The following is a 20,012-nucleotide window of genomic DNA, read 5'->3' as shown; positions in this document are numbered from 1 at the left end:
TCAACCTTATCCTTTAAATAAACATCCCGGCAATGGCTGCATTTAGTAAGGAAGCTAGCATTCCAGCAGCAACTGCTCGTAACCCTAATTTAGCGATATCAGATCGGCGAGAAGGTGCTAGTCCACCTAATCCCCCAAGTAAAATCGCCATTGAGCTTAAATTGGCAAAGCCACATAAAGCAAAACTTACAACGATAACGGTTTTTTCAGTTAGTTGGCCAATTTGAGGAGCAAAGGCGGAATAGGCAACGAATTCGTTTAAGACTAACTTTTGACCTATAAAACTTCCTGCTGTAATCGCTTCTGCCCATGGTACACCTATCGCAAATGCTATAGGTGAAAAGATAACACCCAATATTCCTTCAAGACTTAACGCGTCGTAATTAAAGATGTTTCCAATACCACCCAAAATCCCATTAATTAACGCAATTAGTGCAATAAAAGCTAATAACATGGCCCCGACATTTAAAGCGAGCTGTAAACCATCACTTGCACCACGTGCTGCTGCATCAATGACATTCGTAGAATCTGTATCTTTTTCCATTTCGAATTCTTTGACGTTAGAGCGGTCGGTTTCAGGTAGCATAATCTTTGCTAAAACAAGCCCAGATGGTGCAGCCATAAAACTTGCTGCTAGAAGGTATTCTAAGGGAACACCTAATAGTGCATACCCAACAAGAACGGACCCTGCAACAGAAGCAAGTCCTCCTGTCATGACGGCAAAAAGTTCAGAGTTTGTCATTTTTGCTAAGTAAGGCCGGATGACTAACGGTGCTTCTGTCTGGCCAACAAAGATATTAGCTGCTGCAGACATAGATTCAGTCATGGAGGTTCCAAGTAGCTTAGATAAGCCTCCGCCAATAATCTTAATAAACCATTGCATCACCCCAAGATAATAAAGAACAGAAATGAGTGACGAAAAGAAGACGATAATGGTTAATACGTGAAAAGCAAAGATGACTCCGAATTCATTGGTATTGGCCAATGAACCAAATAGAAAAGATATACCTTCATTCGCATAATTTATAACATCTTGAACTCTCGCTGAAAACCATTTAAGTGCTGCTCTTCCTGCTTCCCATTTTAAAACGATGAATGCAAAGCTAAACTGGATGAGTAAACCAATAAGAATGGTACGGAGATTAATACTTCGCCGTTTTTGGGAAAGTAATAAAGCAATCCCTAAAACTACAAAAATTCCGAATATCCCCCAAATAACGTTCATCAAATCACCTCTAACGGTAGATTTATCTTTTTTGGTAGGTAATATACGGAATTAATTTGATCATTGGATAAGTTATTACCGTATTACAGCATCTACATTATATGGTTGGTCGTAACCAGCGTAACCTGGTATGGACCAAATACCGATTTTAGCATTTTTTGCCTCTTCAAGAGCGTCAGTATAGTCATTAAGATATTTTTGATCTTCATAGATGTACCGTACGGTGAGTAGTCCTTCTCTAAGCATCATTTCTTGGATGTTTTCTCCACTTGGTAGAAATCCGTAGACAAGCAAACGGTCATACTTATCACGGCTATCACCTTTACCCAACTCAAGAACAATTTCTTTACCCTCAACTAAATCATTTAGGAAATCACGAGCTTCTTCAGCATACGGCATTGGCCCACCTTTAATTTCACTAGAGTCCACTAGTAAAAATCGAAGGGATTCCTTTTGCCCGTTAACGATGGCTCTACATGTGTCACCGTCATAACATGATTCAATATGAGCCGTAACAACATTATCTTCATTAACCTCTTCGGGTAATTTCGTAAGGACATCAGCTAAGCTTTCGATCTCACCGGCAAGTTCAGCAGCATTTCCAACTGCATCGCTGACTTCTTCTAGTTCTTGTGAACCAACCACTTCGCTGGCTTTTTTTACGTTGTCAGCTAAATCCTGAATCCCTTTACTGTCAACAGAACCCGTACATGCGGATAATATAGTAATGATGAATAGAAGGATGGATGTTTTTAATACGTTTTTCATGATATCTTCCTTTACTATTGTAACTATGGTACTTATTAATCATAAGGAAAATCACTTTATTTTCAAGAGAAACTTGTAAAATTACTACCTAAGTAGCAACCTGGAAGATATATGAAAAATACATATTTCAATCATCGACTGAAATGGTAAAATACCATATAAGACGGTTTATTGGAGGACAATCATGAGTGAAACATTGGGGAAAATACAGCGTTTTTTACCAGTCAAAGTATACGATAAAGAGTCAGAATTTGATGAAAGTAGTTTTGAAATAGTTGATGCCGAGACGAATGAGGAAATCGGTAGTTATTCTTTAAATGAAAACGGGGAGCTTGTTGGATTTTCATTAATGGATGAACCTTCAAAAGGTAATCTTCAAAAAGAACAAATGGCTGAAATAGCACAAAAATTTGTCGATACCTTTTATCCGGATCAAAAGGAATTTGAACTATCTGCCATTCTAGATTTAGATAATCCGTATATGATTTCATATGAAAAGAGAGATGAAAAGTACGGAATCTTTATCCATAGTACTGGTTTTACCGTTTCCGTTTCAACGTCGGGACAAATTACAAGCTTTTATTGTGCGGATGATGAAGAGTATGAAGTTCGTTATACCGATATCGTAGTATCAGAAGAGGAAGCTTTGGACAAATACATTAATGGTATAAAGTTCGAGTTAAGTATTCAAAGATTTAATCGAGATATATTTGAAAATGGGGATGATCAATACCATCTAGCTTATAGTGTGATTGAGCAGCTTATGGAAATCCCTGTTAACGGTTCTGAATCATCTAGTATTCGAGAAGAGTTTGAGATGGATTCAGAAATCGAAAAAATGGTAGTTCATAATCATAATATCTATGAATTAATCGGCTTAACAGCTGGGTACAAGCTTTTAGATAAACGGGTCAAGGAAGGCAAAGTGATTGAAATTTGGTCTACACTAGAGTCGATTGGTGAATATAGTTTTGACATGGAAGAAAGTGATGACCATGTGATTAAGCTATGCTTTGATGAAGAAACGAATTTGCTTCTACAGGTTGTAAGCGGTGAAGAGTATAACAGTGGTGGGGAAGACATTGGCGTAGACCGTGCGAAGGAACGTGCGCTAGAAGTGTTGTTTACGCTGTTTCCTGATGCGCATGAAAGGTTCCGTTTAGAAGCCTCTGAAACCGAAATGGATAATTTCGAAGATGAGGTGGAAGAAGTTGAGGATGAAGGTTTTACACCAGATGAATTTATAGATGGGGAGTTTGAAGAGGAAAACTTTGATGAAGACGAATGGGACGAATATATTGAGCAAGAGGATAGCTATGCATTCTATATTCATGTGTATCATAATGGAGTTCGAATTGATCAACATGTTTCAATCATTCAAGTAGGGCAGTTTACAGGGAAAATCACGCATGTAAACGTAGATTTACCTGATGCGGATATATTTGAAAATTTACGAACATCTCCTGAAGTTACGATTGCAGAAGCGAAGGAAATCTATAAGAAACATTTGAAAATGGAATTAATGTTCATCCGTGAATACGATGAAGATGGAAAGTCCATCTATACACTGGCATATACTCCTAGTTTTCCGAGTACGGTTGGCCATGTCCGGGCAATCGACGCAATTACAGGAAAAGCCATGTATGTAGATGTAGGAGATGCAACTTTCTTCAGTTAATACTTAGGTCAGGTACATTGTGCCAAAATGGATAATGTACCTGTCATTTAACACAGCTATTTTTTAATCATTGGCTTTACAACAGAATCTGCTCGGTTATACTTAATGATTTCGAGAAGCTGCTCCGCCATATAATTAGGACTGTATTTGAATCCGCCGTTTATCCATTCTATCACCATACCCAATATCGCATAGGCTTGATAGTTGGCATGGATTTCTCTATCAATTCTTTGGTTACTAAAGGAATCATGTAAGTCAGTTAACACAAGCTCCTTTAAGACAGTGCAAAACTTGTTTTGAAAGCTTGTCAGGTTGGTTGTTTTAACGATATGGGTATAAAAATTTGCATATTTATATACGTGATCAAAGATTTTTACAGCGGATGTCGTTAGTTTTCGGATTTCAAGTAATTCAACTCTTTTATATGGTTCACGGTAGGATTCGATTAAATCTTCTATTACTTCGTTTAAAATTTCATTCAAAATGTCCTCTTTATATTGATAATGTTTGTAAAATGTACCACGATTTAAGTCCGCTACTCGCACAATATCAGTTATCGAAATCTCCTCATAATCCTTTTCATTCAACAATACTAAAATGGCATCCTTCATTGCTCTCTTCGACTTAATTATTCTTCGGTCTAGATAATCATTTTTACTGGACATGTAGTTCCTCCTGTGTTTAGTTACCTGAAATAATATACAAAAGGGTTGGTTTTTGTTGGTTAGTAAACAATATGAAACGATTTTGCTGATTGTAAGCGGATTAACTCTTTTATTATACTAAAAGTAGTTATTGAATAGTAAACAACTGTTTATTAATTCTAATGCATTCTATCATAATTGGAGGAATGAACATGAGACTTGAAAATAAGGTATCTGTAGTAACTGGTGCTGCTTCAGGAATGGGAAAATCAATTGCTATTCTTTATGCGAAAGAAGGCGCGAAGGTAGTCGTTTCCGATATTAATATTGAAGCTGCTAATGCAACGGTTGAAGAAATAAAAGCCAACGGTGGCGAAGCAATCGCTGTTATGGCAAATGTTGCAAAAGAAGAAGATATCCAACACTTAATCGACACTGCTGTGAATACGTATGGAACAGTGGATATTTTAGTAAATAATGCTGGAATCATGGACAACTTTGAACCTGCTGGTGAAATTGAAGACGAAAAGTGGGAGAGAATATTTGCAATCAATACAACTAGCGTCATGCGTGCAACACGTAAAGTACTTCCAATCTTCTTAGAGAAACAAGCTGGTGTGATTATTAACGTAGCATCTGCTGGTGGACTTCAAGGGGCTAGAGCGGGTGCGGCGTATACGGCTTCTAAGCATGCGGTAGTTGGATTTACGAAGAACACTGGATTTATGTACGCACAAAATGGTATTCGTTGTAACGCAATTGCTCCAGGTGGTGTTGAAACAAATATCAGTGCGTCAATGACAGGTCGAAGTGATTTCGGAATGGGTCGCATTATGCCAGGATTGGCGATTAACCCACGCACAGGAAAACCAGAAGAAATTGCAACAATTGCTTTATTCCTTGCTTCAGATGACGCAAGCTTCGTAAACGGAACAGTTGTAACTGGAGATGCTGGCTGGACAGCGTATTAATTTCATAACTTCCAACAAAGGGACAGGCCAGTGTACCAATATGGACACTGACCTGTCTTTATTAATTTTAGTACGATTACATGTTCCTTCACTCAGTGGGACAGTGGACTCTGTCCCAGTCTTACTCTCCGATACCATTATCAACTATTTTTATTTCTTTTAATGGCCAATAGACGAGTCTTGTTGTCCCGATAATAGTCTCCATTGGTATTGCTCCTATATGCCGACTGTCCATGCTGTTTCTCCGATTGTCACCCATGACAAACAAATGTCCTTCAGGAACGACCTCACTACGTAATGGGGTCTCTTGTAAAGTGAATGAATACGTTAATGGCCCGTCTATTACTTCCTTTTTATATGTAGCTAGATAAGGTTCATCATATCGTTGTCCATTTATATACAAAATATCGTCTTTGTATTCGACACGATCGCCTGGTAATCCGATAACTCGCTTGACATATTTTTTTTCCTCAGTTGCCTGAAATACAACGATGTCAAACCTTTGTGGCTCACCAATTTTCGTAACAATCACACGGTTTTGGTCGTGTAAGGTAGGGTTCATGGAGGCACCTTCAACTAATGAGGGTGTGAAAAAGAATGTACGAACAATTATTGCGATGATCAGACCAATAAATAAAGCCTTTATCCATTCCCAAACTTCATTTTCAACTTTGACCAACTGGCTTCATCCCTTCGTTTAATTCATATGTATTTCTTTATATTATAGCATGATGGAACCCAAAAATAGGAAGAAAGTTAGTGGGGATTTTGAGAAAAGAGTGTTTAAGTATAAATGATTTGTGGTACAAGGGACCTGTCCCTCTGTCCCAATCAAAAAAGCTAGAGTCACATGGTGACCTAGCTTTTTTAGTATGTTCATTGAGCATTAAATGTTTATCCACCGTATTGATCCATGACCAGTATGTGGGTGTCCTTTTGATTGGAGCCTATAGTATTCATGTTCTAAATCGGACAGGGATAGTTCAAAGAGATGTTTACCATCATTTTTATAATGATTGGACTCACTTAACTTTTGAATAATAAAATTTTTCCGTTTCTCTTCATTTACTTTAAATAAGGCCATGATTAACCTCTCCTTTCGAAAGTGGCTTAGATAAGAAGAGGTTTTTTAAGAACCGAATAACCTCACTCATCGTTCAAGCATGTAAGCTTGCAGGAATTAGCACAGTATTCCAAGGAATCTGTTGCTGAGGTTTCATCGGGCCAGTCCCTCCACCTCTCTGGATAAGTAATTTATATGTACATATAGTTTAATCTAATTATTCCGATATGTCTACTTGAAATTAGATTGTGTTAGATGAAATGCACTGTATTTTTTGTTTGATTTCTTTACACTTTCTTTATACTTTTCTAGTCTAATTATTTATACCTCGGACCTATACTAAGTTTATCAACAGTGAGAGGACGATTTTTTTATGTCAGAAATAATTCTTAAGGCTACGAATGTTTCAAAAATATACGGTAACCATAAAGCACTCGATAAAGTATCGATTGAAATAAAACGAGGGATGATTTACGGATTAATTGGTGAGAATGGTGCAGGAAAATCGACATTCATGCGGACAGTGATGGGGTTAATAAAAGTTGATGAGGGTAATATCGAACTGTTCGGCCAGACAGGAACAAAGGGATTGCAACGTGCTAGGCGTAAAATGGGACAATCGATTGAAACGCCTGCTTTATATCCTGATTTGACAGCAAGAGAAAATTTAAGGGTACAAGCCGCGAATGGTGGAGTAAGTGATCGTGAAATTGAAGAACTGCTTAGATTAATGAACATTAGCCATACAGGGAAGAAGAAAGCGAAAAACTTCTCTTTAGGGATGCGTCAACGCTTAGCGATTGCGTCAACTCTAATTTCAAACCCTGAATTCCTCATTTTAGACGAGCCGATAAACGGTCTTGATCCATCAGGGATTGTGGAAATGCGAGAAATTATTCAACGACTGGTGACAGAACGTGGGATTACAGTGTTGCTCTCAAGTCACTTACTAGATGAGCTTTCACAGCTTGCGACACATTATGGGATTTTGCATGATGGAAAATTAATTCGTGAATTTTCTAAAGAGGAGTTAGCTCGTGAAACTCGCAGGTACATCGAATTAGAAACAACTGAAGTGCAACGTGCAGTTGTCGTACTAGACGAACTTGGAATTAAGGATTATCAAGTTGTAAACGGAACGGATATCCATATATTTGAACGCCTGGATGATGTTGCAGCTATCAATCGCACATTGGTTCTTGCAAATGTGGATGTAACACGAATCGGTACAACTAGACAAAAACTCGAAGATTATTTCTTGCAATTAACAGGGGGAACCACACATGTTTAATCTTTTAACAGCGGAGAGAATTAAATTAATACGAAGTAAAAAATTATGGATTGTCTTGGTTATTTTATCAGTTCTACCTATCTATCAAGCTGCAAATAGCAAATTAGCCGTACATTTTGGGGCAGAACTAGTCCAAGCAGTTGATACAGTTATAAACGGTGCAACGGGTATTTTAATGATGGAGAAAAACGCATTAACTATCTTGCTCGTCATCAGTGCTTTTGTGAGTTTCTTTATTGGGGAAGAATTTCAAAATGGTACCATTCGGAATACCTTGTCATTAGGTCGCAGCCGCACACACTATTATCTATCAAAATTTGTGGTAGCTGCACTGCTTACTCTCGTTGGAGTGATTGTTATGAGCGCTCTAGGTATTATTAGTTATTCAATCGTATTTGGTTTTGGGGGTGTTGCTGAAATTGGTCATTACCTTAGCTTTGCGGTAAAATCTTTTAGTACTCTTTATATATTAATATTGGCTAATGTATCGATATTTGTGATGATTAGTTTTTTAACCAAAACTAGTGCCATCTCATTGGTTTGGAGTTTTATATATACAATTGGAACAGGATTTGGTGCGGGAATCTTCCAACAAACTGAAAACTTTAAGCACGTCACTTTCTGGTTTACTGAATCATTCTTATTTTATTCAGATTTTGCAAGCCCAGTGGATATTGCGAGATTTCCTGAGATGATATTGGTAAGTGTTATTACAATCGTGTTATCATCAACAATAGGAATTCTATTATTTAATCGAACAGATATTAAGTAGGGAAAGATATGACAACGATACTAATAATTGAAGACGATATGGCGATTCATTCACTTATTAAAGAAACCTTGGAGCTCCACAATTTTCAAACACTCAGTGCTTTTTCAGGGACTGAAGGAAAATTACTCTTTGAACAAAATCAAATTGATGTTGTTCTATTAGATCTGATGTTGCCTGGGATGAATGGAGAGGAGTTTCTTCAGACACTCCGGCAGCACTCGAGCATTCCTGTAATTGTTATTTCAGCAAAGAATGATCAGGATTCGAAACTCGAGTTGTTGACGAATGGTGCGGATGATTACATCATAAAACCCTTCGATGTGAAGGAACTTCTTGCAAGAATTCAAATTCAATTACGTCATGCTGAAAAAGCATCTTTTAGCTCAATGAAAGAAATTCATTATAAGAACATCCGTGTTAATTTAGACACGCGTGAAGTGAAAATGAATGAACAACACATACATCTGACCGGACGTGAATACGCGATTCTTCTTCTTTTTTTAGAGAATCCACAAAAAGTGTTCAGCCGTGCTAATATTTATGAAAGTGTCTGGAAGGAACCATTCTTTGATAGTGATAAAACAGTTAACATGCATATCAGTAATTTGCGTAACAAACTTAACCAAAACGGTACAAACTATATTAAAACAGTTTGGGGTATTGGTTTTAAATTCGATTGAAAGGAGCGTACTACGATGTGGGGATGGATTTTTGTCTTACTTGCATTAGCGCTTCTTTTTTATATTTTTTTACTAAAGAAACAGCTGTTGACATTGAAACGTGAAGTTAAGGAGCTTCCTAATCGGTCCGCCTTTGGGGGAAGATTATCGTTAGATTTTCGTGAGAAGGCGCTGATGGAGTTGATCGATGAATTGAATCAAATGGTTGATGCGTTTGAGGAGAAAAATCGTCAAGCAAAACAAATGGAAGAGAATGTGAAGCTATCCATTGCGGGGCTATCTCATGATTTACGAACACCTCTCACGTCAATTAAGGGCTATGTGCAATTATTACATGCAACGACTGATGAAACGAAGAGGTTGCATTATGTAAAAGTTATCGAACAATCTGTGATGCGTCTAATTGAAATGACAGACCATTTTTACGAGTTGGCGCGTATTGAAACAAATCAACGTGAAGTTAGTTTTACTACGATTTCGCTTTCAAATCTAGTAGAGGAGATATTCCTGACTTATTATGATCAGTTCGAAGAAAAGAAAATAGACCTTCAATTTCAGGAGCAACGAATGAATCGGCAAATTATTGCTGACAAGTTAATGCTAACACGTGTAATCCAAAATATCGTACAGAATATCCTTCGTTATGCTAATAGTAATGCCGTAATTAGCTACAGTAGAAATGAAAAATATATCACTCTGAACGTAAAAAATGATATAAAACCCGATAGTAAAGTTGCCGTCGAAAAAGTATTTATGCGATTCTATACGGAAGTTACCAGTCGAACCAATACGGAAGCGAGTGGTCTAGGTCTATATCTGTCTAAAAAACTTGTTGAAAAAATGAATGGAGAAATGACTGCAGAATTGGATGGAAACTGGTTTATTCTCACTATTCATCTTCCTATCGGGTAGAAGTAGCGCGGATTAACCTGAACCATCTCCTTAAAACTAAAATCTCATTTTCATTATTATATTTTTTAGAAAACTAAAAAAGTATGATAGAATATGATTTTGAAACCTATCATTCTACGGAAAAATCCGTAGGTAATGGGAAACTTAGGTAGGACAAGGAACATAAGTCCTGGCAACTTAGAGGAGCATACTAGTATGAATGCGGAATTTTTCTATATTGTTATTATTATTGGAATTGGATATTTACTGAAACAGATTGGTGTTTTGCGGGAGAAGGATGGAGAGGTAATCTCCAGAATTATATTTAAGCTAACACTTCCTGCACTAGTGGTAGTGACGTTCGATTCGGTAGAGATTCAAACGAATCTTATTTTGCTTCCTATTATTGTCCTGGTTTATGGAATTATCGTTTCATTACTGGGTCTAGTCATCTTTAAAAATGAGGAAAAAGAATTAAAAGGGACATTTTTGATGATGTCCTCAGGTTTTAATGTTGGTTTGTTCGCATTTCCTCTCGTTTTTGCATTATGGGGAATCGATGGATTATCATACTTCAGTATGTTTGATGTCGGAACATCCTTTATTGTCTTTGGTGTTTCCTATATTTTAGGAAGTTATTTCTCGAAAGAGGGGCTAAGCCTTAAGCCGATTGAAATTGTAAAAAAGCTTGTGAAATCAGTTCCGTTAATGACCTATATATTCGCGAGTATTTTAAATTTAAATCATATTAAATTACCGGAAATGGTTATTGATGTGGCTAGCACGATATCAGGAGCCAACATACCGCTAAGTTTACTACTTTTAGGGCTGTATTTAAATTTTAGATTTGAAAAGCAATTTGTGAAGCCGTTGCTTAAGTTTTTAACATTCCGGTACGGAGTTGGTTTACTGGTGGGGCTAACCTTATTTTTCTTACTCCCGTTCGAGGAAATGTTTCGTTACACCATTTTAATTGGCTTACTATTACCAGTTGCAGCATCTGCGATTCCGTTTGCAGTTGAATTTAAGTATAGCAATGAAAACATTCGCTTAATTGCAACCGCCACCAATATTACGATTATGGTGAGCATCGTGTTGTTATATGTAGTTGCGAATTTAATTTAACAAAAAGGCTTTGTTAATTTACTTGATTATTGAAGAATTATAAGTGTAGCGGAAGGCGGCGACTCCAGTGGGAATAGCATGAGGTGAAGACCCCGCAGACAAGCTTGCTTGTTGAGGAGGCTGAGGCCATGCCCACGGAAAGCGTCCGCCTGAAGCGGTAATCAACAACGTTGAACAGAGCCAAGAAAAAAGCAAGGACTGAGGTGCGCAACCTCAGTCCTGTTTTTGTCTCACTCTTCTCATGTCAAACATTCCTGTTGATATTTCATTCAATTTATTGAGGAACCGATTGAAGCCAAATCCAACAAAAAAGGCGACACTTACTTGTGCAAATGGACCGTCAATATTGTCGGTAAAATCAATTAATAAAATACCACTTTGAATTAAGGTGACGGCAATAACTGCCGTTCCCGTCGCAAAGAGTGGAAAGAATATATACATAACCCAGTGCCGGGGATCAATTAATTTATCATTCATGTAATGGGAACAGAACATATATAGGTGTCTTAGTGAGCCGCCAATAGCACCAGCGAAAAAGTAATATAAAACCATTTTGATATTTTCCTGCAAGTGTAGAGGTTCATCAAGTATATCCATCCACAAAACCGCTATCGCTAAAAAGCTCCCGAAAAATAAGACGGAGAGGTAAACTAAAATAAAGAATTTCAACCAACGTTTCAAATCATCACCCCATTTATGACATTTTATGGGACGCTTTTGAGAAACGTGCGTAGGCATATGGTGATTTGTCGATTTGTTATATTTTTGGAATATTTGTAAAAGTTGATGTATAGTATAAAGGTGATTCTTATGTTTGGTAGAAAAAGGATGTGTTGTGGTGAATACCGGGAAAATAGCAAAGCAATTAAATCGCTTGATTTTTTCCATTTTGTTATCTGGTTACAAAAGATGTAAACCCGATTGGTACAAACCCTTTCGCGAGCAAAGGCACCATTCTCTTTGGTTGATTACAAAAGGGAGCGGGGAGGTTACGATGGATGGAACAAAATATAAATTAAGCCCTGGTAAACTTGTAGTATTTAAGCCAGGCATGATTTGTGAAAAAAGGACCTCGTCTTCCAATCCACTTGAATTTTACTTTGTACGTTTTACGTATGCCGTGGCATATGAAGAAAAACAAAACTGGCATTTCGAGTCTCCTGATAGCACAGCCTTTCCTTTACAAGGAGTGTTTTCGATTACAAATAGCGGTAACATGATTCATGAATTAGATCACATCCAGCAACTTTCCCAACGTAGAGGTCCAACTGTAGCGATGCGACGTAAATTACATTTCCAGGAATTATTGCTCATGATTGTTCAAGATTTTCGGTCGCAAAAAATCGCTGGAAACTCAACAATGGCCATCGATACAACGATCGACTACATAGTAACCAATTATCACGTACATATGACTTTAACAGATTTAGCAAAAATGGCAGGTTTGAGTACGAGTCATTATGCTCGCCTTTTCAAAGAGTATGTTGGCTACAGCCCGATTGATTATTTAACTCATGTACGGATTGACCGTGCGAAGGAATTATTAGCAATCTCTGATTTTCGTATTAAAGAGATTAGCCAAAGCGTAGGCTATCAGGACGAGTTATATTTTAGTCGAATTTTTAAGAGAATCGTAGGCGTTTCACCGACTCAATTTAGTGACAACCATAAAACAATTAGTAGTGCAATGAAAAAATGACTACCTTATTCACATAGGAAAGTAAGGTAGTCATTGTGTTTATTACTGATACAATCTCTTCTTTTGCTTTTTGGCCATTTTTTGTTCGTTTTGATTCATACATAACCGATAATAGGCGCCTTTTTGTTGGAGAAGACTTGCGTGGTCACCCATTTCAATAATCTTTCCTTTATCTAAAACGATGATGTTATCGGCATGCTGAATGGTGGAGAGGCGGTGTGCAATGATAATTGTCGTCCTGTTTTTTGAGATTTTCTTAAGTGTATCTTGGACAACAATTTCTGTTTCTGTATCAATATTTGCCGTTGCTTCATCTAAAATTAACACATCAGGATTTGCAATCATCGCGCGTAAAAAAGAGAGAAGCTGTCTTTGGCCAGTTGATAGAACCGTTCCTTGTTCTCCTAGTAAGGTTTCATATTGGTTAGGTAAGTGACTAAAGAAAGGGTCAATGCCGACAGAGCTCGCAGCACGAATAATATCTTCATCACTTATGTCTCGATTATTTAAGCGAATATTATCAAATACCGTCCCTGAAAACACAAAGCTATCCTGCTGAATAATCCCCACATGCTTACGTAAATCACTTATCTCAACATCTTTTATCGACACCCCATCTAAATGAATACTTCCTTGTTGAATATCATAAAAACGATTGATTAGCTGAATAATGGAGCTTTTTCCTGCACCGGTTGCCCCGACAATTCCGACTGTTTCACCAGGAGAAATGGAAAAGCTAACATCCTTTAACACCCAATCTTTTTCCTGATAGGCAAACCATACATTTTTAAACTCAATTTTTCCATTGACCTTATTTGGTAGTTTACTAGCATCAGGTTTGTTTACAATGGATGGTTTAGTCTCCAATGTATCGAAAATTCGTTCGGCAGAGGCAAGGGCTGCTTGAATTTGATTAAATCGATCAGCAAGTCCGCGTAACGGCTCGAAAAATTGTCGGACGTAATGAGTAAACGCATACACAACACCAAACGTTAATGCACCATCAATAACATTTCTCCCTCCGTACCAAATGAGCAGTGCCATCGATATATTTCCAAAGAAGCCTATCGAAGGATTAAAAATGGAGCTCAAAACGGTTTGGCGCATACCGGCTCGATAATGTTCTTGGTTCAATTCATTAAATTGCTCTAATTGCTTTTCTTCACGAGCAAAGATTTGAATGACTTTCATACCTGATAAATTTTCAGCTAAATAGGCATTTAATTGACTTAAGACTAACCGAAGATATCTCTGGGCTTTTCGCAACACTTTTTGTAAATAAAGGGTGAGTATGGCGATGAGAGGGATTACTGTAAAACTAATCAACGTAAGCTTTACGCTCATCTGTAACATAATCACGACAATTCCAATTAACATCAATACTTCTCGGATTAAATTAACAATAACTTGAGAATACAATTGATTCAAAGCTTCAACATCATGTGTAATTCGTGTGACTAGACGACCAATCGGATTTTTATCATAAAATGAAACCTGCAGACGCGAAAAATGCTTCATCATGGATTCACGAATATCGTATATGACGGATTGCCCAGTAAATTGTAAGGTATTATTCTGAAAATACGTAGTGACAGAAGAAGTAATAATCAATATAAAATAGAGGACACCGAGCCAAATCATTCCTGAATAATCATGGCTTCGAAATAAGGCTTGCTCATCGTCTTGCAATGATATAATCGGGTAGTCCATTCCATCTATAGCAATTGTGTCGTTGGAAAGTTGAACATCATTTTGATTCTTTATACCAGTATCCCAGCCATGTATGAGGTAATGTGACCCTTCAATGGAGACGATACTTGCTTTTTGAACAGTTGCAGGGAGTTCATGATCAGTTTCGCTCATACGAAAATACGTATGTTCCTCGAAAGTAGTGATTTCTTTCCCTTTAACTCCTTGTTCATCCAAAACCTCTAATACATGCTCCTTTTCGGAATGGTCGACAAAAATCATTGGTGCATAGATTCCATTGATATGACTGTCAATCGCAACCTTAATGATATAGGGCTGTGCTAGACTAGCGATAACAATGACGGTTGTTAAAAGGAGAGAAAATACAAACAATTTCCAATATGGTTTTGCAAAGGTAAGAATGTGCTTTAATAATTGTTTATCACTATATTTTTTGGGTCGGTGTTCTTCATTAGTAGGAATGGTCAATCCCTCCTCTTAATCGCAATCTTTTTTCCTTTTGAATGGGGCAGTTGAATCGTAAGTCCGCTTGATTGTTGTACATACATTTTTTTATAGATTCCATCATGTTCGATAAGGGACTGGTGTGTACCATGCTCGACGATTTTTCCACTGTCAAGAACAATGATTTGGTCTGCATGCTGAATGGTCGATATTCGATGACTGATAAGAATTGTGGTGCTTTCTTTCATTTTTGTTTTCAGTGTATTTAGGATATTCTTCTCAGTCTTTGAATCAACTGCAGAAAGACTGTCGTCGAAAATCATGATAGGCGCCTTTTTGACCAAGGCACGAGCAATACTAACCCGTTGGCGTTGTCCACCGGATAAAGACAAACCTCGTTCACCCAATTTGGTTTCAAATTTATGAGGCAATTCGAGAATATCGTGATAAACATGGGCTTGTGTGGCGGCCTGTTCAACTTGATTGTCATCATATCCCTTTGGGTCAAACCCGATATTTTCTTTAATCGTCGTGGAAAACAGAAAATTGTCTTGTGGCACATATCCAATCGATCTTCGCAATGTCTTAAGTGGGATATCTCGAATATCTGTATCATCGATATAGATGGTATTTCGCGCTGGATTGTAGATTCGTAGAAGTAAATTGACAAGTGTTGATTTACCACTACCGATTTTTCCGACGATAGCTAGGCTTGAGCCTTTTGGAATATGTAATTCAATATCTGATAGTGCTTCGTCTTGCTTGTTGTGATAGGAAAAAGAAAGTCTTTTAATCTTGATGTCACCTTGTAAGGACGGTATATTCACAACACCCTCTTCATCTTTTATCGTTGGTTTTGTGGAGAGTACTTCTCTAACTCGGATATCGGCAGCTGTTCCTTGTTGCAGTAAATTAATTACCTTCCCTAAGTTTTCAATAGGGGCGATGAGGAGTGACAAATACGTATTAAACGCAACAAATTCTCCTAGGGAAATGGTAGTTTGCATGACGAGTATTGACCCGAACACAATAGAAATGAGATAACTTAATCCGACGATTCCTTGACTAAGAGAACTAAATAGAGAGTTTGATTGAATTAATTGTTGATTCGCATGGATATTGTTTTGGTTTTCTTTTTCGAATTTTTTTAGTTCAGAGCTTTCTTGTACATAGGTTTTAATGATTCTGATTCCAGAGCAATACTCCTGCACTCGACTTGTGAGGGCGCCGATGACTTCTTGGACTCGATTGGACTCCGTTCTGATTTTAATCCGAAACCTATAAGCCAAGTAGGTAAGGCCTGGAAGTGGTAAAAGGACTAATAATGTTAAGTGAAAATCAATGGTTGTAGCCATCATCAAAACAGTAACGGTAATAAGTACGATTGCTTCCAAGGCTTGAAAGACACCTTGCATACAAACCTGCCTTAACACACTCACGTCATTAACAGCATGTGCCATTAAGTTACCAATTCGTTGATTTTGGTAATATTCCGCTTGTAGCTTTTCCCAATGTGAAAAGAGACGCTCACGAATATTCCGTTCTAGTAATCTTGATAATTGGAAAATATAAATTCTTCCTGTCGATCTGAAGGCAAAAACCCCTAAGCCTACGATGACCATCCAAAAAGCAATTTTCAGAAGTTCTCCGCTGGTTGTCGAAAAGCTTTGTAATCCATCTGTAAAGACCTCAAGTAACATAGGTACAACAAGTTGCAATACAAGTGAGATAGTTAATAAAGTGGCACCAATCAAATATCGCCATTTGTTCTGAAATAAATGATCTCGAACAATCGATTTATCAGCCAAATCCATCACCTTCTAAAAAATGTCGTAAAGTAAGAGTACCTCATAACGAAGAATGGGAACATGGATTTCCATATCAACTTACATGGATTATCTGACTATGGGACGGGTGGGACACAGGTGCATGTTCTAATTTATGGAGAGAGAATAAAAGGGATGATCTCAACCATAACAGGGGTTCCAAGGGAGAGTTTTTGTCTTTAGAGACAATGATACTGAGGATGATAAGGACATTCTTGCTGAGCTTGTTTTTTACTTGTAACTTTTTTGTGTTTGAATCGTAGTAATGGGGTACTATGTTTGTATACATAAGAACTTGGGATAATGGACTTGTCCTCAGGCCAGGAAGGAGAAGTAGTAATGAAGAAAGAGGATAATGGGTTGCGCCCGTTTTTTCGGTTGATTTTATCTACGAATATACCAAAGGCAGCTCTTGCTGTTGGTTTAATTGGAAGTATTATTACAACGTTTGTCGGATTAGCCATTCCGTTGTTGACAAGGGAGCTAGTGGATGGTTTTGAGGGTGTAACCCTTAATGCAACACTGATCGCCGTTATTGCTGCTGTGTTTATTTTGCAAGCGGTCGTTGATGGGGTATCAACCTATATGCTTGCAGCAGTTGGTCAACGGATTGTTGCAAGGCTTCGTGAAAAAATGTGGGAAAAGCTCATTCGTTTACCGGTCAGCTATTTTGATAAGCAGCAAAGTGGGGAGTCAGTGAGCCGCGTTGTGAACGATACAGGTATTGTAAAGGACTTAATATCTCAGCATTTTCCGCAATTTATTACTGGGGTTATTTCAATCATTGGAGCAATCGTAATTTTACTGATTATGGATTGGAAGATGACACTACTCATGCTAATCTCCGTTCCAATTACAATGGTCATTATGATGCCATTAGGTAGTAAAATGGCGAAAATCTCACGTGGTTTACAGGATGAAACCGCAAAATTCTCGGGAAGTATTCAACAAACGATTAGTGAAATCCGATTAATGAAGTCCTCAACAGCTGAAGGCTTTGAAGAACAAAAAGGTGTTAGTGGTGTACGGAATTTATTAACATTTGGATTAAAAGAGGCACGGATTTTTGCGCTAATAGGTCCGATTATGTACACAATGGTTATGATTGTCATTGTAATTATTATCGGATACGGGGGCATTCGCGTTGCAAACGGCTCGATGACAACAGGTTCACTCGTTGCTTTCTTGCTCTATCTGTTTCAAATCATTTTTCCTATCACTTCATTTGCGATGTTTTTCACCCAACTACAAAAAGCAAAAGGGGCCACTGAGCGGATTATTGATATCATTGAACTTCCGTTAGAAGAAGGACAAAAGGGTCGCGATATGGATATTTCAAATTTGCCAATTCATGTTGAAAATGTATCCTTCGCTTATAGTGACGAGGAACCGGTTATTGTGGATGTGTCATTTGAGGCTAAACCTGGTCAAATGATTGCCTTTGCAGGACCGAGTGGTGGTGGAAAGTCAACCATGTTCGGACTATTAGAACGGTATTATGAGCCAACATCAGGTGAGATACGTATCGGTGACATACCAATTCAAGAACTTTCATTAGAATCATGGAGAAGTCAAATTGGCTATGTATCGCAGGAGAGTGCGATGATGGCTGGAACGATACGAGAAAATCTGTGTTATGGGTTAAAGAAAGGAGAAGAAATTCCAGATGAGCGTCTCTGGGAGGTTGCAAAAATGGCCTATGCTGATGAATTTATTCGAGCCTTCTCACATGGTTTGGACACAGAAGTAGGTGAGCGCGGTGTTAAATTGTCAGGTGGTCAAAGGCAACGTATCGCGATTGCACGTGCATTTTTGCGTGATCCAAAAATCTTAATGATGGATGAAGCAACAGCAAGCCTCGATAGCCAATCTGAAAGTATCGTTCAAGACGCATTGTCACGCTTAATGGAAGGGCGCACCACCTTTGTTATCGCCCATCGATTATCAACTATTGTCGATGCGGACCAAATTATTTTCATCGAAAAAGGAAAAGTAACAGGAAAAGGAACACACCAAGAATTAATCGACAAACATGAATTATACCGTAGCTTTGCTGAACAACAACTAACCTAAAATACGAAACAAGGGACAGTTTCAGTTTCCATTGGATCTGTCCCTTTTACAATGAATCTCCGCAACTATTTTGCTAAGTCTCTACGATTAGCCGATAATGGCGGCTGTTCTAGCCACTTGTTTGCAATCATAAGATTTACTCCATCCTCTGAATACTTCATGATCTCAGATGTAAGTCGTGTGTAGTCTACAATTAAATCGCTTCGTTGACTCTCGGAGATAGCCACCCCATAGTTGCCAATTCCCGCATAAATCATCAGCCCAAAATGAAACATGATCAATTTATCCGAAAAGGGTGATTCAGTTGAATCTGTTATTTCATGTTCTATTGACATTGGTGTAGGAAGTGAGCACATCTCCATGTAACTCTCCATTACTTTTATTTGCTTTAGTGAAATTTCTTTTCCTCTAAGTATGTATTTCCGAACCTTTTCAGATTCCGTGACTTGACTAAAAGCGGTAGCCATACAAGTTCCTAAAAAGTTAGTAACAATGTTTGAATATAGATTTGTTACTTCAAGAGCGGACAATTCTTCTATATGAACCCATTAAAAATAAAATTCCCAATATAGGGGAAAAATATAAAAGAAGTAGGTTTTATCATAGAGCACAATATGAATGGAAGGAGAATATTCAATGAGTGAAGCGACAATCTTTATAAAAGAAGCAACTAATGAGAAAGATATACAAGAGGTAGAATATCTGATTAATCAATTGGAAGGGGTAGAGCGGGTATTAATCGATACGGTTGACGGTGAAGTAAAAGTAGAGTTTGACGACCAAGTGGTTTCAAAAGAAGATATACTATCTATACTTAAAGATAATCATTATCAAATCTGATTTGTTATTTCTGAGTAGACTGAAATGGAATAAACATTAAATACAATATTGTTATATAAAAAATAACTTTTTTAAAAATGGTATTGTCATATTTTGGTTGTTGATAAGAGTTTTACAACATGATACTATACATATTGTTGATTCGTTATTACAAAACATCAACGTTTTGACACCGGGAAATTATTATGTTACAATAATTTTATCTTTGAGATATCTATTGGGAAATTACTTTTGATAGATTTTCAAAAAAAGTATTGACTAAGGTTAATGCGAAATGATATATTATTAAAGTCGCTTTTGAGCGGCGGGTTA

General features: G+C 37.6%; 19 protein-coding genes and 1 riboswitch. Of the genes, 10 read left to right on the top strand and 9 right to left on the bottom strand.

Annotated features, from left to right (window positions below; all coding sequences use genetic code 11):
- Positions 1-13: 13 nt before the first annotated feature.
- Positions 14-1,225 carry a NupC/NupG family nucleoside CNT transporter gene (locus CZ490_RS08380; RefSeq protein ID WP_077618466.1) on the bottom strand — a complete coding sequence of 404 codons (1,212 nt, stop codon included), beginning with the start codon at positions 1,223-1,225 and terminating at the stop codon, positions 14-16.
- Between the two features lie 75 nt (positions 1,226-1,300).
- Positions 1,301-1,993, bottom strand: a complete 693-nt coding sequence (locus CZ490_RS08375) for a thermonuclease family protein (RefSeq protein ID WP_077618465.1) — start codon at positions 1,991-1,993, stop codon at positions 1,301-1,303.
- A gap of 184 nt (positions 1,994-2,177) precedes the next feature.
- Here CZ490_RS08375 and CZ490_RS08370 point away from each other — a divergent pair, with 184 nt between their 5' ends.
- Entirely contained in the window at positions 2,178-3,671 is a 1,494-nt protein-coding gene (locus CZ490_RS08370) for a YcdB/YcdC domain-containing protein (protein WP_077618464.1), read from the top strand.
- Positions 3,672-3,727: 56 nt separating this feature from the next.
- On the opposite strand, the gene CZ490_RS08365 is transcribed toward CZ490_RS08370, so the two are convergent.
- Entirely contained in the window at positions 3,728-4,336 is a 609-nt protein-coding gene (locus CZ490_RS08365; RefSeq protein WP_077618463.1) for a TetR/AcrR family transcriptional regulator, read from the bottom strand.
- Between the two features lie 191 nt (positions 4,337-4,527).
- Here CZ490_RS08365 and CZ490_RS08360 point away from each other — a divergent pair, with 191 nt between their 5' ends.
- On the top strand, positions 4,528-5,286 hold the full coding sequence (locus CZ490_RS08360) for an SDR family oxidoreductase (RefSeq protein WP_077618462.1): 759 nt from the start codon (positions 4,528-4,530) through the stop codon (positions 5,284-5,286).
- Positions 5,287-5,407: 121 nt separating this feature from the next.
- On the opposite strand, the gene lepB is transcribed toward CZ490_RS08360, so the two are convergent.
- Together lepB and CZ490_RS08350 are read right to left on the bottom strand one after the other, a co-directional pair.
- A complete protein-coding gene (lepB, locus tag CZ490_RS08355; RefSeq protein WP_077618461.1) occupies positions 5,408-5,965 on the bottom strand; it encodes a signal peptidase I in 558 nt (185 codons plus the stop codon).
- Between the two features lie 207 nt (positions 5,966-6,172).
- Positions 6,173-6,370, bottom strand: coding sequence for a Fur-regulated basic protein FbpA (locus CZ490_RS08350; RefSeq protein WP_077618460.1), 198 nt, complete (start codon positions 6,368-6,370; stop codon positions 6,173-6,175).
- A gap of 63 nt (positions 6,371-6,433) precedes the next feature.
- Positions 6,434-6,538, bottom strand: a riboswitch (SAM riboswitch).
- 184 nt (positions 6,539-6,722) lie between these two features.
- Here CZ490_RS08350 and CZ490_RS08345 point away from each other — a divergent pair.
- From CZ490_RS08345 to CZ490_RS08325, 5 genes are all read left to right on the top strand, one after another.
- Positions 6,723-7,640, top strand: coding sequence for an ATP-binding cassette domain-containing protein (locus tag CZ490_RS08345; protein WP_077618459.1), 918 nt, complete (start codon positions 6,723-6,725; stop codon positions 7,638-7,640).
- Entirely contained in the window at positions 7,633-8,412 is a 780-nt protein-coding gene (locus tag CZ490_RS08340; protein WP_077618458.1) for an ABC transporter permease, read from the top strand. Before CZ490_RS08345 ends, CZ490_RS08340 begins: the two co-directional genes overlap by 8 nt.
- Positions 8,413-8,420: 8 nt before the next feature.
- A complete protein-coding gene (locus CZ490_RS08335; protein ID WP_077618457.1) occupies positions 8,421-9,092 on the top strand; it encodes a response regulator transcription factor in 672 nt (223 codons plus the stop codon).
- A gap of 15 nt (positions 9,093-9,107) precedes the next feature.
- Complete coding sequence (locus CZ490_RS08330; protein WP_077618456.1) at positions 9,108-10,004, top strand: sensor histidine kinase; 897 nt, start codon at positions 9,108-9,110, stop codon at positions 10,002-10,004.
- Positions 10,005-10,199: 195 nt separating this feature from the next.
- Positions 10,200-11,108: an AEC family transporter gene (locus CZ490_RS08325; protein ID WP_077618455.1), complete on the top strand. Its 909-nt coding sequence runs from the start codon at positions 10,200-10,202 to the stop codon at positions 11,106-11,108.
- 213 nt (positions 11,109-11,321) lie between these two features.
- Here CZ490_RS08325 and CZ490_RS08320 read toward each other — a convergent pair whose 3' ends face one another.
- Positions 11,322-11,996 carry a hypothetical protein gene (locus CZ490_RS08320; protein ID WP_234987330.1) on the bottom strand — a complete coding sequence of 225 codons (675 nt, stop codon included), beginning with the start codon at positions 11,994-11,996 and terminating at the stop codon, positions 11,322-11,324.
- Between CZ490_RS08320 and CZ490_RS08315 the strand changes: the two genes are divergently transcribed.
- A complete protein-coding gene (locus tag CZ490_RS08315; protein WP_077620996.1) occupies positions 11,944-12,807 on the top strand; it encodes an AraC family transcriptional regulator in 864 nt (287 codons plus the stop codon). The genes CZ490_RS08320 and CZ490_RS08315 overlap by 53 nt on opposite strands.
- 42 nt (positions 12,808-12,849) lie before the next feature.
- Here CZ490_RS08315 and CZ490_RS08310 read toward each other — a convergent pair whose 3' ends face one another.
- Both CZ490_RS08310 and CZ490_RS08305 read right to left on the bottom strand, forming a co-directional pair.
- A complete protein-coding gene (locus tag CZ490_RS08310; protein WP_077618453.1) occupies positions 12,850-14,985 on the bottom strand; it encodes an ABC transporter ATP-binding protein in 2,136 nt (711 codons plus the stop codon).
- A complete protein-coding gene (locus CZ490_RS08305; protein WP_159439933.1) occupies positions 14,982-16,769 on the bottom strand; it encodes an ABC transporter ATP-binding protein in 1,788 nt (595 codons plus the stop codon). Before CZ490_RS08305 ends, CZ490_RS08310 begins: the two co-directional genes overlap by 4 nt.
- Positions 16,770-17,126: 357 nt before the next feature.
- Between CZ490_RS08305 and CZ490_RS08300 the strand changes: the two genes are divergently transcribed.
- Positions 17,127-18,860 (top strand): ABC transporter ATP-binding protein, encoded by a 1,734-nt coding sequence (locus CZ490_RS08300; RefSeq protein ID WP_077618451.1) that lies wholly within the window; start codon positions 17,127-17,129, stop codon positions 18,858-18,860.
- A 65-nt stretch (positions 18,861-18,925) separates the two neighbouring features.
- On the opposite strand, the gene CZ490_RS08295 is transcribed toward CZ490_RS08300, so the two are convergent.
- Positions 18,926-19,390 (bottom strand): DUF3231 family protein, encoded by a 465-nt coding sequence (locus CZ490_RS08295; protein WP_234987205.1) that lies wholly within the window; start codon positions 19,388-19,390, stop codon positions 18,926-18,928.
- A 106-nt stretch (positions 19,391-19,496) separates the two neighbouring features.
- On the opposite strand from CZ490_RS08295, the gene CZ490_RS08290 reads away from it, so the two are divergent.
- Positions 19,497-19,700: a hypothetical protein gene (locus tag CZ490_RS08290; RefSeq protein WP_077618449.1), complete on the top strand. Its 204-nt coding sequence runs from the start codon at positions 19,497-19,499 to the stop codon at positions 19,698-19,700.
- Positions 19,701-20,012: the final 312 nt, after the last annotated feature.

This window comes from Litchfieldia sinesaloumensis, from assembly GCF_900156865.1.
In the GTDB taxonomy this organism is placed as follows: Bacteria; Bacillota; Bacilli; order Bacillales; family Bacillaceae_L; genus Ferdinandcohnia; species Ferdinandcohnia sinesaloumensis.
This window is presented reverse-complemented; position numbering and strand designations above follow the sequence as displayed.